Annotated in this window: 20 protein-coding genes; 7 read left to right on the top strand and 13 right to left on the bottom strand. The window is 42.1% G+C overall.

Translation table 11 applies throughout. From position 1 onward, the window contains the following. Window positions 1–101: 101 nt before the first annotated feature. Window positions 102–359, bottom strand: coding sequence for a DUF4834 family protein (locus BVH02_RS03740; RefSeq protein ID WP_086499083.1), 258 nt, complete (start codon window positions 357–359; stop codon window positions 102–104). Between the two features lie 121 nt (window positions 360–480). Then, window positions 481–3,300 carry a carbamoyl-phosphate synthase large subunit gene (carB, locus tag BVH02_RS03745; protein ID WP_086499870.1) on the bottom strand — a complete coding sequence of 940 codons (2,820 nt, stop codon included), beginning with the start codon at window positions 3,298–3,300 and terminating at the stop codon, window positions 481–483. A 285-nt stretch (window positions 3,301–3,585) separates the two neighbouring features. Here carB and BVH02_RS03750 point away from each other — a divergent pair, with 285 nt between their 5' ends. Together BVH02_RS03750 and BVH02_RS03755 are read left to right on the top strand one after the other, a co-directional pair. Further along, the gene (locus BVH02_RS03750) at window positions 3,586–4,581 is read left to right on the top strand and encodes a sugar kinase (protein ID WP_086499087.1); all 996 of its coding nucleotides are present in this window, start codon (window positions 3,586–3,588) and stop codon (window positions 4,579–4,581) included. A gap of 8 nt (window positions 4,582–4,589) precedes the next feature. Beyond that, window positions 4,590–5,252 (top strand): bifunctional 4-hydroxy-2-oxoglutarate aldolase/2-dehydro-3-deoxy-phosphogluconate aldolase, encoded by a 663-nt coding sequence (locus BVH02_RS03755; protein WP_086499089.1) that lies wholly within the window; start codon window positions 4,590–4,592, stop codon window positions 5,250–5,252. A 58-nt stretch (window positions 5,253–5,310) separates the two neighbouring features. Here BVH02_RS03755 and BVH02_RS03760 read toward each other — a convergent pair whose 3' ends face one another. The 4 genes from BVH02_RS03760 to BVH02_RS03775 all read right to left on the bottom strand — a co-directional run bounded on the left by BVH02_RS03760 (window position 5,311) and on the right by BVH02_RS03775 (window position 7,754). Continuing rightward, a complete protein-coding gene (locus BVH02_RS03760) occupies window positions 5,311–5,817 on the bottom strand; it encodes a GNAT family N-acetyltransferase (RefSeq protein ID WP_086499091.1) in 507 nt (168 codons plus the stop codon). Between the two features lie 269 nt (window positions 5,818–6,086). Continuing rightward, complete coding sequence (locus tag BVH02_RS03765; protein WP_086499093.1) at window positions 6,087–6,524, bottom strand: UPF0158 family protein; 438 nt, start codon at window positions 6,522–6,524, stop codon at window positions 6,087–6,089. 95 nt (window positions 6,525–6,619) lie between these two features. Beyond that, window positions 6,620–7,267 (bottom strand): alpha/beta hydrolase, encoded by a 648-nt coding sequence (locus BVH02_RS03770; protein ID WP_086499095.1) that lies wholly within the window; start codon window positions 7,265–7,267, stop codon window positions 6,620–6,622. Window positions 7,268–7,271: 4 nt separating this feature from the next. Beyond that, window positions 7,272–7,754: a cytidine deaminase gene (locus BVH02_RS03775; RefSeq protein WP_086499097.1), complete on the bottom strand. Its 483-nt coding sequence runs from the start codon at window positions 7,752–7,754 to the stop codon at window positions 7,272–7,274. A gap of 272 nt (window positions 7,755–8,026) precedes the next feature. Between BVH02_RS03775 and BVH02_RS03780 the strand changes: the two genes are divergently transcribed. Then, on the top strand, window positions 8,027–9,358 hold the full coding sequence (locus BVH02_RS03780) for a saccharopine dehydrogenase family protein (protein ID WP_086499100.1): 1,332 nt from the start codon (window positions 8,027–8,029) through the stop codon (window positions 9,356–9,358). 475 nt (window positions 9,359–9,833) lie between these two features. On the opposite strand, the gene BVH02_RS03785 is transcribed toward BVH02_RS03780, so the two are convergent. The 4 genes from BVH02_RS03785 to BVH02_RS03800 all read right to left on the bottom strand — a co-directional run bounded on the left by BVH02_RS03785 (window position 9,834) and on the right by BVH02_RS03800 (window position 13,810). Beyond that, window positions 9,834–10,541, bottom strand: a complete 708-nt coding sequence (locus BVH02_RS03785; protein ID WP_086499102.1) for a tRNA1(Val) (adenine(37)-N6)-methyltransferase — start codon at window positions 10,539–10,541, stop codon at window positions 9,834–9,836. Beyond that, entirely contained in the window at window positions 10,541–11,143 is a 603-nt protein-coding gene (locus BVH02_RS03790) for a DUF2179 domain-containing protein (protein WP_086499103.1), read from the bottom strand. Before BVH02_RS03790 ends, BVH02_RS03785 begins: the two co-directional genes overlap by 1 nt. A gap of 69 nt (window positions 11,144–11,212) precedes the next feature. Further along, window positions 11,213–12,379: a CynX/NimT family MFS transporter gene (locus tag BVH02_RS03795; RefSeq protein WP_086499105.1), complete on the bottom strand. Its 1,167-nt coding sequence runs from the start codon at window positions 12,377–12,379 to the stop codon at window positions 11,213–11,215. Between the two features lie 621 nt (window positions 12,380–13,000). Beyond that, the gene (locus tag BVH02_RS03800) at window positions 13,001–13,810 is read right to left on the bottom strand and encodes an XRE family transcriptional regulator (protein WP_086499107.1); all 810 of its coding nucleotides are present in this window, start codon (window positions 13,808–13,810) and stop codon (window positions 13,001–13,003) included. Window positions 13,811–13,879: 69 nt separating this feature from the next. Here BVH02_RS03800 and dinB point away from each other — a divergent pair, with 69 nt between their 5' ends. From dinB to BVH02_RS03815, 3 genes are read left to right on the top strand one after another with little or no spacing between them, the layout of a single operon-like run. After that, window positions 13,880–15,028 (top strand): DNA polymerase IV, encoded by a 1,149-nt coding sequence (gene dinB, locus BVH02_RS03805; protein WP_086499109.1) that lies wholly within the window; start codon window positions 13,880–13,882, stop codon window positions 15,026–15,028. A 1-nt stretch (window position 15,029) separates the two neighbouring features. After that, the gene (locus BVH02_RS03810) at window positions 15,030–17,996 is read left to right on the top strand and encodes a DNA polymerase III subunit alpha (protein WP_086499111.1); all 2,967 of its coding nucleotides are present in this window, start codon (window positions 15,030–15,032) and stop codon (window positions 17,994–17,996) included. Between the two features lie 27 nt (window positions 17,997–18,023). Next, entirely contained in the window at window positions 18,024–18,605 is a 582-nt protein-coding gene (locus BVH02_RS03815) for a 2'-5' RNA ligase family protein (protein ID WP_086499113.1), read from the top strand. Between the two features lie 28 nt (window positions 18,606–18,633). Here BVH02_RS03815 and BVH02_RS03820 read toward each other — a convergent pair whose 3' ends face one another. The 3 genes from BVH02_RS03820 to BVH02_RS03830 all read right to left on the bottom strand — a co-directional run bounded on the left by BVH02_RS03820 (window position 18,634) and on the right by BVH02_RS03830 (window position 23,942). Next, entirely contained in the window at window positions 18,634–19,251 is a 618-nt protein-coding gene (locus tag BVH02_RS03820) for a hypothetical protein (protein WP_086499115.1), read from the bottom strand. 2 nt (window positions 19,252–19,253) lie between these two features. Further along, the gene (locus BVH02_RS03825) at window positions 19,254–22,238 is read right to left on the bottom strand and encodes an HsdM family class I SAM-dependent methyltransferase (RefSeq protein WP_086499117.1); all 2,985 of its coding nucleotides are present in this window, start codon (window positions 22,236–22,238) and stop codon (window positions 19,254–19,256) included. A 294-nt stretch (window positions 22,239–22,532) separates the two neighbouring features. Further along, entirely contained in the window at window positions 22,533–23,942 is a 1,410-nt protein-coding gene (locus BVH02_RS03830) for an alpha/beta hydrolase family protein (protein ID WP_086499119.1), read from the bottom strand. A gap of 188 nt (window positions 23,943–24,130) precedes the next feature. On the opposite strand from BVH02_RS03830, the gene BVH02_RS03835 reads away from it, so the two are divergent. Continuing rightward, on the top strand, window positions 24,131–25,735 hold the full coding sequence (locus tag BVH02_RS03835) for a solute:sodium symporter family transporter (RefSeq protein WP_086499121.1): 1,605 nt from the start codon (window positions 24,131–24,133) through the stop codon (window positions 25,733–25,735). Window positions 25,736–25,739 lie beyond the last annotated feature (4 nt).

Genomic DNA, 25,739 nt, shown 5'->3' on the forward strand with positions numbered 1-25,739 from the left:
TATAGCGCGCTTCAGCCCTTATTGATTTAAGCTAAAAAGTATACCTATGTCGTACGCGAAACCTTAGTTCATGTAGCGGTTATAAAGAAAAATGTGAAGGATTACTCCTTCACATCTTCATAATCGACGTATTCTCCGCCCTTAATATTCTTATGGGGTTTTTCTTCCTGCTTGTTTGGAATGTAATCTACTATAATCTCATCCTTCGATGCAGCGGTATGACGCTGAGCACGTTGCTCTTCTTTAGCCACTTCGCTTACATGTCTGGCAAATTTTGCCAATTTACTTCTAAGAAAATATCGGATCAGTTGGCCTAGTAGCCAACCAACTCCGAGCACAATTATAAGAAATTTCCACACAATAGGTTAACGTTTTATTAGTACGTCCGCTATTTCACTAAGCAAAATAGCGAAGCATATAGAATAAGTAAAACTTTATAAGTTATCCAACTTCTGTCACCGGTCTTCCTGCCCCTTCTTCCTATCTACTTAAATACAGATTTCTTTCTGCGTAGATTTTCAAGAAATAATCATCCATCAGATCGTCTATAAAGTAAATAGCTTCACCGGTAGATTTCATTTCTGGACCCAATTCCTTATTTACTTTCGGGAATTTATGGAAAGAGAAAACTGGTTCCTTGATTGCATAACCCTTTTTGTAAGGTTTGAATTCAAAGTCAGTCACTTTTTTCTCTCCTAACATCACCTTTACGGCATAGTTTACATAAGGTTCTCTATATGCTTTGCAAATGAATGGTACCGTACGAGAAGCTCTAGGATTTGCTTCAATGATATAGACCTTGTCGTTTTTGATGGCAAACTGTATGTTAATCAAACCGACAGTTTTCAACGCTAAGGCAATTTTCTCAGTGAAAATTTCGATCTGACGAATTACCAAGTCGCCCAAATTGTATGGAGGAAGTACAGCGTAAGAATCTCCAGAGTGAATTCCCGCTGGCTCGATGTGCTGCATGATACCGATGATATACACATTCTCTCCATCACAGATCGCATCCGCTTCAGCTTCGATAGCTCCTTCTAGGAAGTGATCCAGCAAAATCTCATTATTAGGGATATCTCTCAAGACTTCCACTACATGTTCCTCAAGCTCTTTCTCGTTGATCACGATCTTCATCCCTTGACCACCTAACACGTAGCTAGGACGAACCAAAAGTGGGAAACCGATAGTCTTGCAAAGCTCTAGTGCTTCGTCAGTATTGTGAATTGTACCAAACTCAGGATAAGGAACATCCAGATCTTTCAGAAGAGAAGAAAATCTACCTCTATCTTCTGCCAAATCCAATGCTTCAAAACTAGTACCGATGATCTTAATTCCGTATTTCTCTAGTTTTTCAGCAAGCTTCAGTGCCGTCTGACCGCCCAACTGAACGATCACACCCTCAGGCTGCTCGTGAAGGATGATCTCGTAAATATGCTCCCAGAATACTGGCTCGAAATATAGTTTATCTGCAATATCAAAGTCAGTAGAAACCGTCTCTGGGTTACAGTTGATCATAATTGTCTCGTAGCCGCATTCTTTTGCTGCCAAAATCCCATGAACACATGAATAATCGAACTCAATCCCTTGACCTACTCGGTTTGGTCCTGAACCTAGCACAACTACCTTTTTACGATCTGACTTTACGGACTCATTTTCTGAGCCAAAAGAGGAGTAGTAATATGGAGTCTTCGCTTCAAATTCTGCCGCGCAAGTATCTACTAATTTATACACTCGCTTGATCCCCATTTCGGTGTAACGCTTATCGAAAACTTCGCTTTCCAAGCAATCAAGTAAATGTGCGATTTGACGGTCAGCATAGCCTTTACGCTTGGCCAAATCCATCATTTCCACCGGAATAGTATCTATTTTAAATTTCCCTATCTCTCTTTCTAGGTGAATTAACTGCTCGATTTGCTTCAAGAACCATTTGTCGATCTTAGTCAAATCTTGAATCGTACGGAAGGAAATTCCTAGTTTAAATGCATCATAGATGTGGAACAATCTGTCCCAGCTTGGATTTGCCAAGGAGTACAGAATTGCCTCTTGGTTACGCAGCTCTTTACCATCAGCTCCAAGTCCATTTCTTTTGATCTCAAGGGACTGACAAGCTTTTTGAAGTGCTTCCTGGAAGTTTCTTCCGATTCCCATCACCTCACCTACCGACTTCATCGATAGACCAAGTCTTCTGTCAGCACCTTTAAATTTATCAAAGTTCCAACGAGGGATCTTTACGATCACATAATCTATAGAAGGCTCAAAAAATGCGGAAGTAGTACCCGTAATAGAGTTTTTCAACTCATCTAAATTATATCCTAATGCGAGCTTAGCTGCTACCTTCGCGATTGGATAACCAGTCGCTTTGGATGCCAAAGCTGAAGAGCGAGAAACTCGTGGATTGATCTCAATACCTATAATTTCAGAATTGTCAGGACTTACTGAGAACTGCACATTACAGCCTCCGGCAAAAGTCCCTATGCTATTCATCATCGTGATCGCAAAATTTCTCATGCGTTGATACGTCGTATCAGGCAAAGTCATCGCTGGAGCTACCGTGATAGAATCTCCAGTGTGCACTCCCATCGGGTCAAAGTTCTCGATAGAGCAGATCACGATCATGTTACCTATAGTATCGCGCATCACCTCCAGCTCATATTCCTTCCAACCAATGATGCTCTGTTCGATTAACACTTCGTGAACTGGAGAAGCTTGAAGGCCTGCTACTAGAGCTGCTTCAAATTCTTCTTCTTTTTCCACAAACGCACCTCCTGCACCACCTAAGGTATAGGAAGCTCTGATAATTAATGGAAAACCAATATCTTGAGCAATTTCCTTCCCTTGAAGGAAAGAAGTAGCAGTACCACCTTTACATACTCCCACGCCGATTTTTTCCATCAGCGCTTTGAATTTCTCACGGTTCTCTGCAGTATCGATCGCATCGATATCCACACCGATCATTTTCACACCATATTTTTCCCACACTCCACCTTTTTCGCAATCAATCGCAAGATTTAATGCCGTCTGACCACCCATGGTAGGAAGAACAGAATCAATATCTGGATGATCTTTTAAGATTTGCACGATGGATTTCTTTTCCAAAGGAAGCAAATACACATTGTCTGCAGTGACCGGATCTGTCATAATAGTCGCCGGATTCGAGTTGATCAGCGTAACGATGACCCCTTCTTCGCGAAGTGATCTGGACGCTTGAGAGCCTGCATAATCAAATTCGCAAGCTTGACCGATGACGATGGGACCTGAACCAATGATGAGAACGTGTTTGATACTGCTATCTTTAGGCATTAGATGTTGAGGTTGAAGAGAAAGTTTTGCTTGAGTCCAAATTGGGGCAAAATTAAAAAAATATTCTGAAGGGGCATGGTAAAACACAAAGAAATCCCCAACTCTAGAAAACTTACTTGTTAATTAATCCATGATTTTATTCTTATTTAGGCAAAAAATTGGGGTAATGTAATTGGTTTACCAAATATTGACATCTATTATTGCCATATAATTAATTGACAATTAGAATATAATTTCCTTCCATGATTCACCAGAAGAACTTAATCTATTAAACCCAGCTACTACATGCCTTATAGAATTATCACGCTTGGCGAAATAATGCTCCGACTATCTACGCCAGGTTTCGAGCGATTTATAAACACCAGATCCTATGATGTGGTTTATGGCGGTGCGGAAGCGAACGTAGCCGTCTCACTTGCAAATTGGGGTCAATCAGCTGCTCATGTGACTGTTTTTCCTACAAATGAAATTGGCAGAGCTGCGACAAACACCCTGCAATTCGCTGGAGTAGATACTTCCCTCATCCAATTCAATGAAGGACGAATGGGGATATACTTCGTGGAAAATGGGGCTATGCAACGCTCTTCAAAAATTATTTACGATCGCTTCGATTCCGCTTTTTCTAATCTGAATCCAGATGATTTCGATTGGGAAAAGATATTTGAAGATGCTGACTGGTTTCACTGGACAGGAATAACTCCTGCAGTATCCCAAGCTGCAGCAGACCTTTGCTTAGCTGCCGTAAAAGCGGCTTCTAAACTTGGGGTGAAAATTAGCGCAGACATCAATTACCGCCGAAATCTATGGCAATATGGTAAGGGTCCAATGGATATTATGCCCGAATTAATTGAACCTTCCCACTTGATTATTGCAGGCTTGACGGACTTCGAAAACTGCATGGGAATCACAGACACGGACTATTTGCAAGCTTGTGAGAAAGCTAAAACCATGTGTCCTTCTCTCAACTATGTCTCCACCACTCATCGTGACTCTATCAGTGCATCCGAAAATGATCTAAATGGTGTCCTCTGGAATGGCGAAGCAATGCTCGAATCCAAATCCTATGAAATGACACATATTGTGGATAGAATAGGCGGAGGAGATGCCTACATGGCAGGGTTGATCTATGGCTTACTCCACTTTGATGATCAAAATGCACTGGACTTTGCTGTGGCAGCTTCCGTTCTAAAACACTCAATCCCAGGAGATGCAAACTTTGTCTCCATAGACGAAGTGAATCAACTGGTGGAAGGAAAAAATATTGGTAAACTTTTACGCTAAAAACAACTATGCGATTTTCAAACAGTGAAATGCTACAAGCCATGAGTGAAACAGGAATGATTCCTGTATTCAATCATGTAGATATAGAAGTAGCTAAAGGCGTGCTTGATGCCTCCTATAAAGCGGGAATTCGAGTTTTTGAATTCACCAACCGAGCGACGAACTCTTTGGAGGTTTTCAAAGAGCTGTATAATTACGCAGGTAAATATCCGGATATGGTGATGGGTATAGGTACTATTTTTACTAGAGAGGATGCAAATGCATTTATAGAAGTTGGAGCAGATTTTATCGTTTCTCCGGCTTTGATCCCTGAACTAGCCGTGCATTGCAATTCCAAAAATGTATTCTGGATTCCAGGTTGTGCAACGATGTCTGAGATTTTTCAGGCGAAAAAGCTCGGAGCTACACTGGTGAAAGCATTTCCAGGAAATGTGGTAGGGTCTGCATTTGTAGCTGCTGCTAAGTCTGTATATCCTGAACTTCACATCATGCCAACCGGCGGGGTAGAGCCAACGGAAGAAAACCTGAAAGAATGGTTTGATGCTGGTGTGCATTGCGTGGGAATGGGATCTCAGCTTTTCAAAAAAGACTGGATCAAGAATCAGCAATACGATCTCTTGGAAGACAAAATTGCGGAAACTTTAAAGATTATACAGGGTTGTAAGCTGTAAATATTGTAAGTGGTAAAAGTAGTAAGTGGTATTCTATAATTACTTACCACTTACAATTTTACTTTTTTGCAGAAGTGATCAACTCATAATACTGCTCCAGTAACGGCACTCCAAAATTCCGTGATTTCATTTCACTAATTTTACGGAAGCCCATCTTTTCATACAAACTAACCGCAGCTTCTAATCCTGAAGTAGTATATAAATAAGCTGCATCATAGTTACGATCATGATAGAAATCCATCCATTCCTTCATCAATCTGCTTCCGATTCCAAACCCACGAAATTTTTTCGCCAAGATAAAATACCTCAACTGCGCACGGTTTGCGGGCCTATGCATGAGTAAAACAAAGCCCACCATTTTCCCTTCACTCTCTACTACCCAAACTTTGTCTTTTTTCAAATTGTAGGCTCGATAGAATTCAAGCAAACTTTCCATCACATAAGCTTCAAAGCCAATCCCAAAATCATGCTCCTCGGCATAGACTCTCCCATGCAATGCCGCTATCTGTCCAAGATCGCCAGGAGTAAGGATATTTCTAATTAAAAATTCAGGTGCGGTTTGCATTCATTTAAAATAGAGAAAAAATGGTGGAATCTCCCTGGGTGGGACTTTAAAAACTTATTTTAACTGAAGAAGATTTTCACTTTTCACTCTTAATCCTAAAAAGATTCTTGAATGAAACTCCTTGCATGAACGCAAACAGACACTAAAAACGATAAGCTAACTACAAAGTCCTGCTTCTGGAGAAGCATGACAACTGTGCATTGCGAAACCTCCGTGCCCACTGCAGTTATACCCAAAAAAATAGCCATCCAAATTGGACGGCTATGCTTTTATTCTTCAGTGTAGTTGAAACTATCAACTTGTTCTTTGATCCAGTCGTAGTATTTTTCCTTACGGAATTCGACCCAATCCTTTTTGTATTTGGAGTCCTCGATCAAAAACTTAAATGCTGTGTTTGCCTTGGGCTTGGTCAGTGAACTCACCAAATCGTCGGCTAGATTTTTTTCTTTGACCCTACGGTCAATAAAATCCTGCATCATCTGATGCTCTTGAGCAGGTTCCATCTGTGTGAACTCGGCGTAATTGTCCGGGTTTTCCTCGATTTCATCCAGAACATCTTCTTCAGCCTCAGTCAGATCATAATTATAATAATCCTCATCATCCGGCATCTGATGAATCCTTTTCTTGTCGATCTGATAGAAACAGATCATTCCTTTGAGTAATTGGGTTGAGATAAGGTCTATCTCCTTTTCAGTAAGCGAAAGCATTGGTGGTTTACAAAATTTTCAGAAAAATAGTGAAAGTCAACTTGTGATCAAATTCAATTCGTAAGTAAGCAATTGAAGCACCAATATAATTGGATTTACTCATTTGAATCAAGAATTTTTGAAAGCATTTCAACATCAATTTCATGACCTCCGGCAAAAGTTAGTTTTTTCACGTCCTTTTCCAGTTTTTCGGTCAATTCCTGCTGGATTTCAATGCTTTCGGGAGTGACAAATTCATCCTGATCTCCAATAACTAGTGTGAACTTTGTCTTAGAAAACTTTTCTCTCGCAGCTTCCAACTCCATATCCTGAGCAAAACCTCCTGCCCAAAGCACCAATTGATCCACCTTACCTGACCATCGACTTGCCCAACGTGTGGCTGTAGCTCCACCCTGAGAGAAACCTAGTACATTGATTATTGGTTTATCCTGATACTGCGAAAGCAAATCCTCCATCAGCTGATCTAGAAAACGGTGATTGTTTTCAATCGCTAGCTCACGCTCGTGCTTCGTCATCCAGTTAGCTCCTACTCTTCCCGCGAAGCCTCTGAGATAGCCATAGTTCGTCGCTTCAGGCGCGACAAAAAGTCGATCGTAAGAATCAAAGCCTTGAAATTTTCGAATAAAAAACTCAGCCAATTGTCCGTAGCCATGCAGAATCAACCAGATTTCTTTCTCCTGAAATGTAGGCTCATGAGAGACAGAATACTGCGCTTGATACTGAAAATTGATACTTTTCTTCAAAATTCTAAGCGTTCAGATTGTCAAACTTGAAAGGCAAAAGTGTCTGAATTCCGTGGAATCGGAGCACTGTACCATCCGGATTTTGAATCAAAATAGAGATTGGTTGATTGAATCTAATTTCCACTTCATTGATCGTCTGTCGGCAGAGTCCACAGGGCGAAACTCCCGCCCAGATTTCTTCGCCCTTCCTACGAGCCACAATCGCGATTTCGGTCACTCCTAGATCCGGGAAATTTGCTCCCGCATAGCCTAGCACCAAGCGCTCTGCACATACCCCAACAGGAAAGCTGATATTTTCCTGATTGCTGGATTGTAGGATTTCTCCGGACTCAAGTCGCACAGCTGCACCCACATGAAAGTTAGAATAAGGCGCATAGGCGCTTTCAGACACTTTTCTAGCCCGCATCATCAGCTGCTGCTCCTTGATGTTCAGTTCCTCCCAAGCTAGTTCTTCAAACTCAGCTTCTATTTTAATTTTCTTGCTCATCGTTGGCTAAATTGGAATTTCCCTAACGATTAATGTAGGGAATTGTTCCTTCTAATATTCTGGTCTCAATTTTTTACCCTAAAATATATTCTCCATTTTAGCCATAATTAGGAGCATTCATAATCTTGCACGTTAAACTACTTACAGTAAAATTTGGTGCTTAATTGAGCCAACTCCCCCTTTTTTAAAGGGGGTAGGGGGATTTGGGTACTTGACATTACTTTATGAGTTTTACCCGCAGGGTTACTAAAAATAGTATAGATCGATTAAGCATGCATACAATTCTGATTTTAGGAGGCGGAAAATCTGCCATATTTCTGATCGATTTCCTAGCGGAAAGCTGTCAAAGCAAATCCCGAAAGTTGATTTTAGCTGACATTAACCTAGCCTCTGCTCAGGAAAAACTTAAGAATCAAGTAAATACCGAGGCACGGCAGTTAGACATTGAAAACATAGATGCAAGACAATCGCTGATTCAAGAAGCGGATGTGGTTATCTCTATGTTGCCAGCTTTTATGCATCCCACCGTGGCAAAGGATTGTCTGGAATTTGGGAAGCACTTTTTCTCAGCTTCTTATGAGTCGGATGAAATGCGAGAAATGAAATCAGCGATCGAAGCAAAAGGTCTCTTTTTCCTGAATGAATGCGGCTTGGATCCAGGAATCGATCACATGTCTGCCATGCAAATCATCAATCGGGCGAAGGCAAACGGAGAGGAAATCACCTCTTTCAAATCCTATTGCGGAGGACTTCTCGCACCAAAATCTGAGGACAATCCCTGGAAATACAAGTTCACCTGGAACCCAAGAAACGTGGTGCTAGCCGGTCAAGGAACTTCCCGCTACATAGAAAAAGGAGATTTGAAGTTTGTTCCCTACCACCAGCTTTTCAACCGACTCGAAACTATTCAATTCCCAGGATTGGGTGATTTTGACGGCTATCCCAATCGTGATTCGCTTAGCTATAGAAAAGTGTACGGATTGGAAAATATCAGTACCATGCTCCGCGGTACGCTTCGAAGAGACGGATACTGCAAAGCTTGGAATGTCTTCGTGCAACTGGGCATGTGCGATGATAGTTTTCAGATGAATCTACCCGAAGACACTACGCTGAGACAATTCCTAAATTCTTTTTTGCCTTACGATTCTGAGCTTTCGGTAGAAGAGAAACTCGGCAATCTGATTCCTGATTTTGATTTCCCCACTTGGGAAAAAATTCAGTGGCTAGGTTTTTTTGGAAATGATTTGCTACCAAAAGTAATAGGGTCTCCGGCGGTGATTTTACAGGCTATTTTGGAGAAAAACTGGACGCTATATCCGGAGGACAAGGATATGATCGTGATGCAGCATCTTTTCGAAGTTAAAACTGCCGAAGGTGTCAAGGAAATCAAATCTAGCCTGGTATGCTTTGGCGAAGATGCAATCTACACAGCGATGGCCAAGACTGTTGGACTTCCATTAGCCATAGCTGTTGACTCCTTTCTAGATGGAAAAATCAACCTCAAAGGCCTCCACGTCCCAGTCCTTCCAGAGATCTACTATCCCATTTTGGATGAGTTGGGCAAACGAGGAATTCGGTTTGAGGAGGAGGAAAGAATGGTTTGAGAATCTTCAATAGTGTAGGTAACCTTATTTCTTTGGTTGAAAGTCCTGATGACCAATGTCCGATGACCGGTGCACCTAAGTTTTAAAGTTGGCCATATTTTATGACACTCTTAACTCTTTACTAGTACAATGGAGAATAAAAAATATGGTTATACGCAATGTTATCAGCAGCAAACTATTCTATGACAAGTAAGATCCGAAGGATTGAGACTATTCATAACCCTCGGCATAGCCGGGGGTAAAGAAGATACTTGGTTAATTAGCCCCGAAGGGGTGACACTTTAAAGTTTCGCCCTTTCTGGGCTCGAAATGATATTGATTTTTTTAACCTGCACTTCGTACAGGGTCATGAATAGTCTGGCTCCTTCGGAGCTAGTCATATAATTTTGCGGTTGAATGGTACAAGCAAACTTCTCTTTTGATTAATTTCTTTACTGGCTGAATAGTGTAAAATCAAAAAAAGAATTGCTCCATCTCAAAAAGCCAGTAAAAAGCCAGACACTAACCTTGCATAGCTTTCATGAGGAGTCCCGTCTTCATTTTTGATAAAAATGGCTGTTGCTTCAACCTTATTTTCCGCTCTGGAAAAAGCGCAAATCTCTCTCTGAATTTGCTTTTCAGGCTTGTCCTGTAATGTGAATTTTGTATCCAAAAACAGCCCATACTTCTCCGCCTTTTGCTGAAAATCCAGCATTTGTCTTGGTGGAAGAATAAGCCAGAACTTTCCGTCTGCTTTTAAAAGATCCTCCACGTTTTTCAATAAATCGGCGAAGGAAAGTTCGTCCGTGTGCAAAGCCATGTTGCGTTGCGCATCAGATGATTTCAGATGATCGGGGAAATATGGAGGATTGCTCACGACGAGATCGTATTTCTGCGAAGGTTGGAAATCCTGAAATCTCCCCTCCCAAAGCTGCATGCGATGCGAAAATGTGTTTGATCGGAAATTATTCAAGGCCTGAGAAGCTGCCTGTGGATCTATCTCAACTGCCTGAATGTTTGCGTCAGCAAAGCGCTGTGCAAGCATCAAGGCAATCACTCCGGTGCCCGTACCTACATCCAAAATTTCTTTTGGCGAAGCAACATCAGCCAATGCTCCCAGCATCACCGCATCCGTGCTAATTTTCATTGCACAATTCTCCTGATTGATCCGAAACTGCTGAAATTGGAACCAGGAATTGGCCATTAGGTACGTGCCTTGCTGAAGAAGCTCATGTTAAATCTTGGCTTATCGTCCATCACATTTACATCGTCCTCAGATACACGCTTTACGCTTTCGATGGTATAGAATGCTTTCTCGTCTATGCTTTTGACTTTGGCGACAAACTCAGTAAGACTATCTCTTTTCATCACAGTAAAGAGTAGATTCACCTTTCCAAAACGACCCTCTCCACCTACATTCGTGAAACGGAAATCCCGCTCCTTCATGTATTCGATCAGATCGGGTAGTGGCTGTGGTGTGATCACCCTAACCAACACTCTACCAAAAGCCAATTTCTCCTCAAAGAACATTCCCACATAAGTACCCATTCCAAAACCACTAGCATAGGCGACGTAGGAAAGTGGATTATCAATATTTTGAAAAATCTGGCCAATGGCAAGAAGCCAGATCAAAGCTTCAAAAAAGCCTAAAACTGGAGCAATGTTCTTTTTCCCATTCATCATAAACATGATTCTCAGGGTGTTGATAGACACATCACCTACTCTTGCACAGAAAATAAGCAAGGGCATAATTAGATAATCGAACAATTGCTCAGAAATGCCTAGGGTATAAAAGAATTCTTGCATGAGATTGGGATTCGGTTTGAAGCCGCAAAATTACACCCTATTCTATCAAGGACGAAATAATATTCGGAATTAGATTTTGCGATCCCTGCCTGCATACACACCGAAAAATGTAAACACCAGCGAAAAGAACAATAGGAAGTAAATAAGCACATTCCAGTTATCAAAAAGATCTAGAGAGATTCCAAAAAGAAATGGTCCAAGAGCCGCCAAATAATACCCAGATGACTGCACCATCGCCGAAAGTTTGGCAGTAGTTTGATCCTCAGCCGTACGCAAAGCAATGAAGGTATAAGCAATACTGAGGCTTGAACCCATACAAAGTCCAACAAGCCCAAGAGAAGCATAAGTCACCAGTTCATTATCCACGAAAAGACCAAGGTAGCCGATCACATATCCTATCCCCACTGCCAGCACTACGCCACTTTGCTCCCTGAGTTTGATGAGAAAATTTGGAATAAAATAAGAGCCTACCAAAGAAACTATCTGCATCATAGCCGCCACAAAACCTGCCTGAGAGGGAGTCCAACCCCGGAAAATAAGCATATCAGGTAACCAAGTCACTACCGTAAAATACATCACTGACTGACAGCCCATGAAAATGGTGATCTGCCAAGCAAGACTGGATCTCCATACATTTTTTGCAGGATCGGTCACTTCCTGAAGATTTGCTTTTGGGCGCTGCAGTTGCGGAATCCACACGATCATCGCCAGCACCATAAATACAGCCCAAAACGCCAGAGACCCACGCCATCCCAGATTCCAGTCTATCGCAAGCGGCACGCTCACTCCCACTGCAATCCCTGCAAAAAGCGACATCATTGTCGCCAAAAGAGCTGTCATCAAGCCGAGTTTTTCTGGTAGCCGGACTTTGATCAGCGGAATCACCAGCACATTGGCAATCACGATCCCGATTCCCGTCAGCGCTGTACCGAAGAGCATCAACTCGATTCCACCCAGCACACGAAGAATCACTCCGGTAGTAAGAATTGCAATGCCCAAAAACACCGCCCTTCCCATCCCCAGTCGCTTTCCTATGCCAGGAGCAAAAAGTGAAAAAGTAGCGAATGTCAATAAAGGAAGCGTCGTAAGAAACCCCGCCAAGCCATTTGACAAACCCAGATCCTCACGGATAAATGGAATCAATGGCCCAACCGACGCAATCGAGGTGCGCAAATTGATTGAAACCAATATAATTCCGGTAATGAGAAGTGATTGGGAGGAAAGAGATTTATTCAAGACTGCCGTGTAAAAATCAAAGGATTTTGCGAATGAATTTAGCGATTGGCTAAGCGGGACAAAACTAGGGAAATTTGATCTGGATTCTGCATGAGGTTTTATTATGAAGGCTGAATTTTAGAAAAGTGGGATTAGAGTTTTATCTATTCATTTCCTCTATTATTGATCGTGCCGTTGGCACTCGTAGTAAATAAAAATGGAATTTGACACCCCGAATTTCGCTTCGCTGTATTCGGGGCTCTTATCGATTGTGCCGTTGGCACAAAGTGAACATTGTCATCAGTTTATCTAACTGCTTTTATCAATTATAATCTAACTGCTGTTAAATACAATTTCACTGATATAATTTCAATTGTTGTTCTTTCCGGATCCTTGCCAACGGCAAGGCCTGTAAAAGCCCAGAATGCAATTCTGGGTTTATGATGGAAGTTGTAACCAAAGAGTGCCAACGGCACGATCAGTAAGGAAAAGAATATCCTGAAAAAATTGCGCCTCCCGTACAGCTGTCGGGAGTGTCTTGGCGGGAGGCTTTCATTCAAAACCTTCGAGGTTCGAAAAAAACCTCAAAGGTTAAATACGTTGCACCGCCGCGTCGCCGCGAGAAACAAACCGCTAAAAGCCTCAAAGGTTACCTGCCTGCATCAACCCCAACTTCCTGTTAATCTCCGAGATCTCAATTCCCACTTGCTGTAGCGTTAGCGGCTCCTGCGGGAACTCATCACTCATATAATATTCAAACTTCCAGATCTCTCGGACCTCTTCCGCAGGAACTTCATAAGGCGTATAAACTGGATTCAGGGAGCGCAGCAAAAAACTTCTTTCCTCCGCCTGAAAACTCAGCATCTTAAAACTCAGCCCTTCACTTGCCGTCACCACCACGCAGGGAGTTTCCTTTGCAAGTCTCCACTCAGATAAATAAGATCCGATCACATAGGCCCCATCGGCGATTGGCAGCATGCTGTCTCCCTCGGTTTGGAACATGCGGTACTTTTTGTCTTTTGGCAAATTGGGGAGTGAAAACACTGGGAGCGTGCTCAGATACTCTGGATCTCCAAAGCCACCTAGATATCCAGCTTTCGCCTTGATCGGCACCAGTTCGATGTTGTCCTCATTACTTGAACTCACAGTGGTGGCGAGAATCCTAACTTTCGATCCGCTCAGAAAGACATCATTTCCCGCTTCCAGATCAGCGATTTTCAGTTCGCTGAGTTTGGATAAATCCACCCGAAGCAGCGTATCCACACTCATCCGAAAATAATCTGCGCAAAGCAGCAAATCCTCAATCGCTGGCGACTTGCTATGCCCATTCTCATGCGCATTCAGTTTTGCGCGCGTCATGCCAAGATTTTCAGCTAGCATGTCTTGACTCAATTTGCGTCGCTTTCTGAGAAATTTCAGATTGCTCGCCCAGAAAAAGCTTTGACTTCCCATTTTTATTCGATACAATTAATGACAATAAAATGATACTAATAATATCAAATATAGGAAGTAATCTGAGAAATGGAAAGGCATATCGTGCATTTGGATTTGGACACGTTTTTTGTGTCCGTGGAGCGGTTGAAAAATACTGCCTTGTTGGGAAAGCCTGTGATCATTGGCGGAAGTTCGGACCGTGGGGTCGTAGCTTCCTGCAGTTACGAAGCTCGGAAATTCGGTGTGCACTCGGCCATGCCGATGAAGCTGGCGCGGCGACTTTGTCCTTCGGCATTTTACGTCAAAGGAGATTTTGATAGCTATAGCAAAAGTTCGCGTCTAGTCACAGAGGTGATTCAGGAGCAAGTTCCACTGATGGAAAAAGCTTCCATAGATGAATTTTACATCGATATGACGGGAATGGATCGCTTTTTTGGTTGTGAGAAATTCACCAAGGAACTGCGGGAAAAGATCGTCCGAGAGTCAGGATTGCCGATTTCCTGCGCTTTGGCAGTGAACAAACTCATCTCCAAAGTCGCCACACATGATGCTAAACCCAATGGACAGACTACCATTCCTTTTGGTGAAGAAAAAGGCTATTTGGCTCCACTTCCTATCCGAAGAATGCCGGGAGTAGGCGAAAAAACCTCCACGCTGCTGGAGCGGATGGGCGTAGAAAGCATCAAATTGCTCAGCGAAATTCCTCCACTCATGATGCAAAATCTCCTGGGAAAATCGGGTATCGATCTTTCCCGCAAAGCCAATGGAATCGACGAATCCCCGGTCATTCCCTACACCGAGCAGAAGAGTATCGGCACGGAAAATACTTTCGAGTCGGACACCATCGACATGGCTTTTCTCAATAGTCAGCTGGTGCGGATGACGGAGAAAGTGGGCTTTGAGCTTCGCCAAAAACAGAAACTCTGTGGCTGCATCACAGTGAAGCTTCGCTATGCCAATTTCGATACCGTCAGCCGTCAGTGCGTAATCCCTTACACCAGTTCGGACGAAGTGCTGCTGCAGCGAGTCAAGGAGCTTTTTGCCAAGCTCTATGAAAAGCGGATGCTCGTGCGTCTCGTCGGTGTGAAAGTCTCTCATCTCGTGCAAGGCAATCAGCAGATCGATCTTTTCCAGGATACCGAAGAAGGTGTAAATCTCTACCAAGCTATCGACTGGATCAAAAATCGCTACGGCGAAAAAAGCCTCACCCGAGCCATTACTCTAACTCCCGCTTAAGATGTTTATCAACTGTAAAACTTGGTTCAGCTACCGCTACGGCACCTACAGCACCGAGGCGCTCGTGGATGCTGCGGCCGAGCGCGGACTATCTTCCCTTGGCCTCTGCAATATCAACAGCACAGCGGACACCTGGGATTTTGTGGATTTCTGTAGGAAAAAGAAAATCAAACCCCTCGTGGGTGCTGAGATCCGAAATGAGGATATTTTCCGCTATACGTTATTGGCAAAAAATGATACAGGACTCCTGGAAATCAACCGTTTCCTTTCGGAGCATCTGCAGGAAAAAAAGGCTTTCCCTGAGCGTCCGGATTGCTTTTCAGCTGTCATCATTCTGTATCCTTTTGAGAGTTTGGCTGCGCAAAGCTTGAAAGAGCATGAGTTCATCGGCATCTTAGCAACTGAGCTAAACCGCGTCAAAAAGCAGGAAATCGAGGCTTTTCCGAAGAAATGGATCATCCGACATCCCGTCACTTTTCAGAACAAAACCTACTTCAATGTCCACCGCTTACTGCGAGCCATTGGCAAGAATACGCTGATCAGTAAACTGGGCGAAAAAGATTTTGCGGCTCCGGACGAAATGTTTGTACCGGAAGCAGCGTTGATGAGCGCCTTTCGAAATTTCCCCGGCATGATCAGCAACACGCTTCAGCTGATCGATAGCTGTGAAATCAAGACTGAACTCAACACCGATAAAAACAAAAAGCATTACAGCGCCAGCAAAGAAGACGATAGGATTTTGCTGGAAAAACTCGCCATAGAAGGACTTCAGTACCGCTACGGAAACAACCCTATAGCAAAAGCACGTGTGATCAAAGAACTGAAGATCATCGACCAACTGAATTTCAACGCCTATTTTCTGATCGTTTGGGATGTGATCCGCTATGCCCAAAACCGTGGTTTTTACTACGTAGGCCGAGGTAGCGGAGCCAATTCCATCGTAGCCTATTGCCTGAAAATAACGGATGTGGATCCGATCAAACTCGATTTGTATTTCGAGCGTTTTCTGAATCCACACCGAACTTCCCCACCGGATTTTGACATGGACTTCTCCTGGAAAGATCGGGATGAGGTCATCGATTATATTTTTAAGCGCTACGGCAAAGACCACGTGTCTCTACTCGGCATGTACAGCACCTTCCAGCGGAGAGCAGTCATCCGTGAACTGGGGAAAGTTTTTGGCCTGCCAAAAGAAGAAATCGACCAACTCGTGCGTGGCAAAGATCAGCCGATGAACGAGGACAAAATCCAGCGCACGATCCTAAAATACGGTCAGCTGCTGGAGAATTTTCCCAATCACCACTCCATCCACCCAGGCGGAATGCTGATTTCCGAAAAGCCGATCTACCAATACACCGTCAATGAAATGCCTCCCAAAGGTTTTTGCACCGCACAGGTCGATATGTTTTTGGCAGAGAAAATCGGTCTGTTCAAACTCGACATCCTCAGTCAGCGTGGACTTGGACATATCAAGGAAGCGATCCGACTGGTAAAGCAAAATAAGGGAATCGATATCGACATTCACCGAGTAGAGGAATTTATGAGTGATCCCAAAGTCGCCAGCCAGATCCGCAAGGCGGATACGATTGGTTGCTTTTACATAGAAAGTCCGGCCATGCGGCAGCTTCTCACCAAACTCAAATGCGACGATTACCTTCGCCTAGTGGCTGCCAGTTCGATCATTCGTCCTGGCGTATCGCAGTCAGGCATGATGAAGCAGTACATCGAGCGCTTTCACGACCCAAAAAAAATAGTCTATCTCCATCCCAAAATGAAGGAACTATTGGAGGAAACTTACGGCGTGATGGTCTATCAGGAGGACGTGATCAAGGTGGCGCATCACTTTGCCGGCTTGGACATGGGCGAGGCAGATATCCTGCGCCGAGCCATGTCTGGCAAGTATAGATCGCACAATCAATTCAATGCTATAAAGGAAAAGTTCTTCGCCAACTGCAGAGAATTCGGGTACGAGGAGAATACTACCGCGGAAGTCTGGCGGCAGATCGAATCCTTCGGTGGCTATTCCTTTTCCAAGGCGCACTCGGCATCTTTTGCTGTGGAAAGTTATCAGAGTCTTTACTTGAAGACCTATTTCCCGATGGAATTTATGGTGGCTGTGATCAATAATTTCGGAGGTTTTTACAGCACCGAATTTTATTTCCATGAACTCAAACGTACGGGTGCGAAGGTGAATCCACCTTGCGTAAATCGCAGTGAATACCTCACCAATATCAGCGGAGAGGAGGTTTTCGTAGGATTCATCCACATCCAGCAGCTGGAAGCCAAGCTCTGTACACTCATTCTCGAAGAGCGGGAAAGCAATGGCCCTTACTTGAGTTTGGAGGACTTTATCGAGCGCACGCATTCCGGGCCGGAGCAGTTGAACATCCTGATCAGCGTGGGAGCATTTGCATTTACAGGTTTGGGAAAAAAGAAACTGCTGTGGAAAGCCAACTTCGCCCAAAAACGACTGACTGCTATTCCCGATTCTCCTGCCCTCTTTAAAGAGCCGGCGATGGATTTTGTGCTACCTGATTTTCCTGATTATCCACTGGAAGATGCGCTTGACGAGATCAATGTGCTGGGCTTTGCACTCACGGACATGTTCCGACTCTGTGCGCATGACGGCAGCGGAACCGTCTTCGCCGAGCAGCTTCCAAGCTTGCTGGGAAAAAATGTAGAAGTTCTCGGCCAGCTGGTAGTGACCAAAGACGTGCGCACGATCAATCGGGAGCACATGGCTTTCGGTACTTTCTTAGATCCCAAAGGCGACTGGCTGGACAGCATTCATTTCCCGCCTTCCCTCAAGCGATTTCCATTTCAGGGCAAGGGATTCTATAAGATCCGTGGCAAAGTAGTGATCGAGTTCGGAGCCTATGCCGTCGAGGTAAATGCGATGTGGAAAGTGGGTTTAAAGGGGAAGAGGGAGGTGGAACCAATCTCAATGCTTTCTACTATATCTATATAAAACAACCAACTTAAAATTATAAAAACGATGAAACTCAATACCCATGAATATTTCCTGATCATCTCACCAAGTGAGGAAATCTGCAAATTGATCATGCCGTACAAACAACATTTTACTAGAAATTATGGTTGTACAATGGCAGACATTTTCAAACCACATATAAGTATCATGAACTGCCTACAATCAAATTACTGGGAAACACGACTTATCGAAAACCTCAAACGATTTGGAAAAACTGTGGAGCCATTTATAGCAGAACTAAACGGAATCGGTCAATTCCCTAATACAGTCTTTGTTGATATTTTCAATAAGTATCAACTCGTACAAATTATAACAGAGCTTAGTCAGTTTGCAAACCCTCTACTCTACAAACCACAATTTCATAAAACTCCTCATATATCAATTGCCAGAGGAATGACTCCGGAGCAACATAGTCTAGCTTGGGCTGATTGGCAAAACCATGAGATCGAAGCATCTTTTGAAGTGAATGAAATAACGCTTTTGAGACGTCCAATAAACACCAAGCAAATTCAAAAATTCGATAAGATTGCCACCATTCCTTTCACTAGAGAGGAAATAGCAGTCCAGCAACTCAATTTTGGATTTTAAAACAAATTCGAATGAGAATTGGGAATATTTAACTTACATCGACCCAGAAGTGGTGTAGTATAACCTGTGAGCCTCCTTTTCTTAAATGATTTGATTTTAATCGGGCGATCTTATCAAAGGAGATTATTTCAAGTTTTTCCTCCTCTGGCCAAGAAGCATCTGTGATCCATTGATTAATAGTTGAAAACCAGTAATTGAAATCATCGGTTTTAACATATGCAATCATACCATTTTCAGGCAATAAATTATTCTTATTATCAACCCCATGATCTTCCTTCCTAAAGCGTTCAATTCCTCCACCTTTGCCAAAGACATACTCGTACTCCTCTCTTTTTGGGCCTTTGGGTGTAGGAAGAACTTTGGCTTCTATCGTAAAAAATAGATTCGCTCCTTTATATATTCCTATGTCTATTTTACTGCTGCCTTTTTGTGAATTTTCCGGTAAAAAATAAAAATGAGAGGAACATTCGTTAGTCATATAAACACAAAAAGCTGATGAATGCTGATTCTCATTTTTCTTAACTGCGAGAATTTCAACAAATTCCTCTGATACAGTGAAATTCGGCAACTCAGTTTCTAAGTATGATATCAGTTCATTTACTAAATGAGAAGATTGAAGGTTTTTAAAAGATGAGACACCTGACATACTTAATATCCTCCATCTCTAAAATCCAAAAATGTTTCATCTGCATCTCTCAAGGCAATAGACTTTAACCAATAGCGTAGGGCATTCGGCTTGATAAAGTAAACACAATCAAATCCACCTACATGATCATATAGTCGAACGATTCGCTTGTAGGCTGCTCCACGGTTGGCAGCGTCATTTTTGATTAAACTCTCTATAGAATCGTCTAATTGATCGTCAACAAACTCTTGCTTCAACTTACCATCTACTCCAAAGCCTATTTGATAAACCGTATAAGAGGGCATTCTATAAACCTTGCCTGATTGCCACCTATTTCCATCCTTAGCATAGATGTCATTTAACTCTGAGCAGAGTACTTCACCATACTCTTGGAGTTGCTTTTCCCTTACTGGATGATGGAGGATTGCACCACCAGATTTTTTAGTAATTTGTTTTCCTAGATGGATGAAATAATCTAAGACATCCTTCTGAATGATGCTTTCTTCATGTGATAAGGCAACTTTATTTAAGTTAATTGGATAAGGTACTGAATCAATATCTTCTTTTTTACACGCTGTTTCTAGGTTTATTAAAGTTTCTGAACTTGTCGATAAAACCCATAACCTCATTAATTTTGAGTATTCCCTATTTTTAAATCTATCATAGATTTCCAATAACTTATATCTCTCTCCTTGGGGAGCATGAATCCCAACCAATTTATCTTTGAATCCTAAATACTTATCTGAAAGGTGTATAGGAATATGTTTTAATCCCAGATTAACTTTATATATAAGATGTGGAGGACTATAAATACTTTCAATCCTTGGTTCTGCAAAATCAGAATTTTCTTCAGTATATGTGGAGAAATTCTCATTCTCATCAAATGTTGAAGTATTAATAATTTCCCTACCCTGTAAATAAGCAACACTTTTCTTTTTATTGCTTCCCTCTAACTTATATCCAACACTGTAGTCCCAACCATTATTTTTAATATATTCTTTAAAACTCAAAAGCATACTCAACCTGTAAATCAAATGAAATAGCCTCCCTCCACCTAGCAAATTTGTTTTCCATACAAATTGCTTTTTTGGGTCAACCGCCCAATCCCATTTTACTAGATGTCTGTCATACTCATCAATTTCAAAACGCACTTTTTGCTCTACGGAAATTGTGCGTTTGACTACAGTATGGTTTATTGGCTGGAATTCAGAGGGCCTGTTCTCAGCAAAAAGGGTTACCACAGGTGTTCTACCAACTTTTTTTCCGCTTCCCTTTTTCACAAAAAGAGATTCTCTTAAATGAGTAAAATCATAAATATCAGATACGGAATAATTAGTAAAAAGACTTTCTCTATAAGCTTTAGCCTCATTGGATTTGTCATACAAAATCACATTGGATGGTATGATCATACAAATACGATCCGCTAACAACATGGAAGCCTCAAAGAAATGTAGTGCAAAGTTTTTTCTCGGAATTCTAGTATGTTTTAACTCCAAAGAATCAAGAATTTTTGGATCCAGTACCTTTACTTTCGAAACATTTTTTTCTGGATTAAATGGAGGATTCCCAATTACTAAAGAAAAATGCCTTCCTTCATTTTTAGCATCCAGCGCCCATTGGAAAAAACCTGTGGGTGGCTTAACTTCTACAATATTTTTGGTACTTAGGTCTTTAAACTTCAATTTCCCCCACACTTCTTTGGGAGTTAAATAATCCAATAAGGCTGTAGTAAGTCCAAATATGGTCACACGCACAGCTGTCTTTTTAACATCAACACCGAAGATATTATCCTCCAATATTTTCTGCGCTGTCCATGCATCTGGATATTGAATTTCTCCATTTTCTTCACTCTTTGCAATTGCCCACCACTGAAGTAATCTTTTGTACGCAGCAACTAGAAAAACGCCTGACCCACATGTAGGATCCAAAATCTTATAAGTGCCGTTCTCTATAAAAGATGCAGGAGGATTTCCAAGTGGCATTACTTCATCTACCATGAAATTGACCAAATGAATGGGGGTATAAACCACACCTTTTTCACGGCCTTTCCCATCTTCTTCAGCTTCCTCTTGAATAAAGTTTTCGTAAATAGCGCTAATTACCTCTGCGGGTAAATGTTGAAAACTATATTGTTTCCATAAAAAAAGCTGCTGAGTATTAAGGTCGCTTTCAGCTCTCAAAAACTGAGCTAGTAAGCTCATATCAATCTTCTCAATTTGCTCTTTTTCTAGAGGAGTAAATTGATCAAAAACCCTTCCATTGAATTCTGTAGAAAGATCACCCAGAACATTCAAGAATTTCCCGTTTTCTACCGCTTCAACAAAACTGTTTATTTGATTTTTGGAAAATATCTCATCGAGAGTTGATTGACCTAGATCCTTTTTTTCTTCCAAGAACTTCACCAAGATACTTAAAACCAATATCTTGTCTATAGTTTCTAGTTCTAGTTCTTTACTTCTCTCATTGAAACCCTTTCTGACTTTCATCAGATAATTGATAAGATGCACGTACGGACTCTTATCAAGATTTATCTGGTTTTGATTTTCTATTTGTTCCCAAAATGTCCCTGTTCCAAATAGATGTGCCGCACTCCGTTTCTTATCAAGTACTTTTACTGCGTCTAAAGGGAATTTCAATTTTTCTACTGAGAGCTCATTCTCTCTGATTCTTTCGGCAGGCTTTCTAACATTATAGATATCTAATCTCGTTTTACCACTTATGATATAAACATCAATTTTGCTCTCACTCCAGAGCGCAGCGTGTATTTCTTTATGCCGGGGACTGTTAACAGGAACATCGGCCTCTTGGAAAATACAAACTACTGGCTCAGACTTATAAGCGGCTATATCCTCCTTATTTTTAAAAAATCTTCTAAAAAAAACTGCGTAGGCATTAAGTTTTTTAACCTCGGAAATATACAATCGCTCATAGTTATTCTGAGCAGCTGAACCTTTGCTACACAGAACAAGTCCATTGTCTTCTGTAAAATCGAGGATTTGGGTTTTCATAATTCAAAAATCACAGTCTCTCAAAAGTTATTCAATATTACTTTGAGGAGTCTTGCCCCAAATTTATACCAATTAGGTTAAAATACTAAGCAATAAATGCCTGCGACATAGTCTGTCAATCTTTCTTTAACTTCAAGCGTACTCCATACAAAAAAACAAAGCACTTGACACACTTTGCTCTTTCTCCCTAGATTCACAGCCTATTAAAGTAGGACTCATATACCTAAAAAATCCCTTCTATATTAGTTATCAGCGCAGTCTGATCTACCAGCACAATTAAATTTAGTCCACTATTCACTTCACCCTCTCCTTAATCCACTCCAACACCACTTCCATCGCTTTTGGAGAGAAGGTCTGCTCGATCTCGGGATACTCGCTTGGGGCGCCAGTTTTAGCTTCTTGGAATAGGTGGTTCAAACCTGGTAATTCCATCGTAGATACGTTTGTATTTCCACCCTTTGCTAAGGCAGCTTTTATAGCTTCCAAGTTTTCTTTTGCTGGAACTTGGAGGTCTTTTTCACCATTAATCGCCAGTACCGGGCAACTTACTTTTTCTAAGGCTGGAGCTGGATCATACTTGATGAAATACTGCATCCAAGGGGTAGCTAGTGATTCCATCTGAGCCATTTGCTCCTTGACAAATTTATCCTCCGTCATTCCTTTAGGCACATTGGCAGGTGGAATATTACGATACGCCTGAGCCATGTAATTTCTAAGATCTCCCTTCAACTCTTCTGTTCCCTGATCTTTGAGCATGATGTCGAAGACACCTCTGTTGACCAGCGCACTTTCTTCTAACTGATTTGGACTTATTCCAGATGCTTCTCCGATCAGTCTTTGCTGAGCAAGCAGCAATTTATCTCCACGAATTCCTGTACCCGCGAGCAAAACCAGAAAATCAATATCATCTGAATCTCCTGCGACCATAGGAGCGATAATACCGCCTTCGCTATGACCGATCAGGCCGATTTTACTTTTGTCAATCTCAGGTCTAGACTGCAAATACTGCACTGCCGAAGCTACATCTGTGGCAAAGTCCACCGAAGTAGCTGAACCAAAATCACCCGTAGAAGCTGCCGTCCCACGATCATCGTAGCGTAATACCGCAATGCCATTTTTCGTCAGGTAGTCCGACAAGACTAGAAAAGGTTTATGACCAAATAATTCCTCGTCACGATTCTGTGGTCCAGATCCGGAGATGAGCACCACAGCTGGGTAAGTCCCTTCTTTCTCTGGCATAGTGAGTGTTCCAGCAAGTAGTATTTCTGCCTGCTTATTTTCAAAAATCACATCTTCAGAACGATATGAAAAAGGTCTTTTGGGTTCCTGAGGTCGATTTGAACCTGCTTTTACAATCTCCTCTCTGGACAGATTCATCGGAAACGACTGTCCCCCCTGATTGAAAACACCGATGATGATATTGTCATCGCCTAGCGTTCCTTCATAAAGGATATTTGCGTTGGTAATCACAATTTTCAACTTATTATTCTCAAAACTTGTAGCAGTCACCGGTATCCCGAATGCACCTTGATCTGGACTATCCATGGTGGCGCGGTATCCATTTTCGGTTTTGGTCACATTGAATACCAATCGAAGTTGAATGCTCTGAACTTTCAAGGCTCCGTTCCATTGACCTGTGATGTCTTGAGCGAAGCTGAAAATTGAGAGTAGAAAACTGATAAATAGTAGAGAAAAAGTCTTCATGACAAAATCGGTTAGTAGCTATTGGAATTGAGAGGGGGAAAATAAGAAAATTTTAGGAGTCTTTATTCCCTTCGTCTTTATCTCCCAAAGAAGAATACTGCTGAACGGAAAATCTTTTGTTGTCACAGAAATTCTAATTCCTTATTTTCCCGAATACAATTTCGACAAACCCATTCAACTCAAAATAATTGCTTACTCTATTTAGCTTTCTGGCTTTTACAGCCTTCGTAGCAATCTACTCCACGTGGATGCTGCGCAAACAAAATCTGCAAACTCAAGACGGCTATTTCCTTGGTGGCCGTAGCCTCACCGGAGTAGTCATCGCTGGATCGATGTTGCTTACCAATATTTCTACTGAGCATCTCGTGGGAATGAATGGCTCAGCCTACAAAAACGGGGCTATCATCATCGCTTGGGAAGTCACTTCGGCCATCGCACTGGTGATCGGCGCTTTGTATTTTATCCCAAAATACCTGAGAATGGGGCTGACAACTATTCCTGAGTTCTTAGAAAAACGATTCGACAAAATGACGCAGGCGCTGATTTCCCTGCTACTGATCATCTCCTTTGTCGTGACACTTTTGCCTATAGTACTTTATACTGGAGCTCTGAATATTGAATCGATTTTTGGGATTTCGGAAACGTTAAATATCACACAGGCGGAGGGGATTTGGCTCACAGTAGTTGTGGTAGGTGTGCTCGGAGCAGTGTATGCAATTTTCGGAGGGTTGAAAATGGTTGCTTACACAGACACCATCAATGGTTTTGGACTGCTAATCGCGGGCTTACTTGTGCCGGTTTTTGCGTTATGGGACATCGGAGATGGAAATATCATCACTGGTATCACCAAGGTTTTCAACAATGCCCCTGAGAAATTCAATGTAATCAGCCAAGAACCTTCAATTGGACCAGGATCTAGGGATTCTATTTTGCCTTTTGAAGTACTTTTCACTGGACTGATCATCAATCAACTCTATTTTTGGACCATGCATCAGTCCATCGTACAGCGAGCATTGGGTGCGGTGAGTTTGAAGGAGGCTCAAAAAGGTTTACTATTTACTGGAATTTTGAAAATTCTGATTCCGCTGGTAATTGTGTTACCAGGGATAATCGGTTTCTATTATTTCGGTGATTCGCTTTTTGATTCTCAAGACAGTGTGTATCCCGAATTGGTCAAGCGTGTGCTTCCGACTTGGATGACAGGCTTCTTTGTTGCGGTAATTATGGGAGCAATTTTGAGCACCTTCAACAGTGCGCTGAATAGTGCTGCAACAATTTTCAGTCTGGATATTTTCAAAGTTTACATCAACAAAGCGGCTCAGGAAGTGCAGCTCGTTCGGATAGGAAAGTGGACTTCGGCGATTTTAGCCTTTGCAGCGATTCTAGTTGCTCCTTTTGTAGCGAATGCTCCAGCTGGACTTTACCAGCTTTTGCAGCAGCTTAACGGCATCTTCTTTATCCCAATGGCTACTGTAATAATAGCCGGATTCTTTTTCCCCAAAGTATCTGCTGCAGGAGCCAAAGCCGGACTGCTCTTCGGACTTGCCTTTTATATTTTGATGGATTTGATCATCCAAGTCAATATTCACTTCGTGCACATCTGGGGGATTGAGTTTGTTCTAAACCTCATCGTGATGCATCTCGTTTCTGCAAAGTATCCAGTTACAATTCCTTTCGTAATGGTTGACTCTGGCAAGCTAAACATTGTGCCTTGGAAACATGCCAAAACTTTGGGCTGGATATTGATTGCAATCACAGTAATTATTTATGTAATTTTAGGCACAATCGCTTAACACT

The organism is Algoriphagus ratkowskyi (assembly GCF_002150505.1).
Classification (GTDB): Bacteria; Bacteroidota; Bacteroidia; order Cytophagales; family Cyclobacteriaceae; genus Algoriphagus; species Algoriphagus ratkowskyi.

Coding starts and splice junctions, on each gene's coding strand:
- carB (WP_086499870.1), bottom strand. CDS start 3,300: ATGCCTAAAGATAGCAGTATCAAACACGTTCTCATCATTGGTTCAGGT.
- BVH02_RS03750 (WP_086499087.1), top strand. CDS start 3,586: ATGCCTTATAGAATTATCACGCTTGGCGAAATAATGCTCCGACTATCT.
- BVH02_RS03755 (WP_086499089.1), top strand. CDS start 4,590: ATGCGATTTTCAAACAGTGAAATGCTACAAGCCATGAGTGAAACAGGA.
- BVH02_RS03760 (WP_086499091.1), bottom strand. CDS start 5,817: ATGCAAACCGCACCTGAATTTTTAATTAGAAATATCCTTACTCCTGGC.
- BVH02_RS03765 (WP_086499093.1), bottom strand. CDS start 6,524: ATGCTTTCGCTTACTGAAAAGGAGATAGACCTTATCTCAACCCAATTA.
- BVH02_RS03775 (WP_086499097.1), bottom strand. CDS start 7,754: ATGAGCAAGAAAATTAAAATAGAAGCTGAGTTTGAAGAACTAGCTTGG.
- BVH02_RS03780 (WP_086499100.1), top strand. CDS start 8,027: ATGCATACAATTCTGATTTTAGGAGGCGGAAAATCTGCCATATTTCTG.
- BVH02_RS03785 (WP_086499102.1), bottom strand. CDS start 10,541: ATGGCCAATTCCTGGTTCCAATTTCAGCAGTTTCGGATCAATCAGGAG.
- BVH02_RS03790 (WP_086499103.1), bottom strand. CDS start 11,143: ATGCAAGAATTCTTTTATACCCTAGGCATTTCTGAGCAATTGTTCGAT.
- BVH02_RS03800 (WP_086499107.1), bottom strand. CDS start 13,810: ATGGGAAGTCAAAGCTTTTTCTGGGCGAGCAATCTGAAATTTCTCAGA.
- dinB (WP_086499109.1), top strand. CDS start 13,880: ATGGAAAGGCATATCGTGCATTTGGATTTGGACACGTTTTTTGTGTCC.
- BVH02_RS03810 (WP_086499111.1), top strand. CDS start 15,030: ATGTTTATCAACTGTAAAACTTGGTTCAGCTACCGCTACGGCACCTAC.
- BVH02_RS03815 (WP_086499113.1), top strand. CDS start 18,024: ATGAAACTCAATACCCATGAATATTTCCTGATCATCTCACCAAGTGAG.
- BVH02_RS03820 (WP_086499115.1), bottom strand. CDS start 19,251: ATGTCAGGTGTCTCATCTTTTAAAAACCTTCAATCTTCTCATTTAGTA.
- BVH02_RS03825 (WP_086499117.1), bottom strand. CDS start 22,238: ATGAAAACCCAAATCCTCGATTTTACAGAAGACAATGGACTTGTTCTG.
- BVH02_RS03830 (WP_086499119.1), bottom strand. CDS start 23,942: ATGAAGACTTTTTCTCTACTATTTATCAGTTTTCTACTCTCAATTTTC.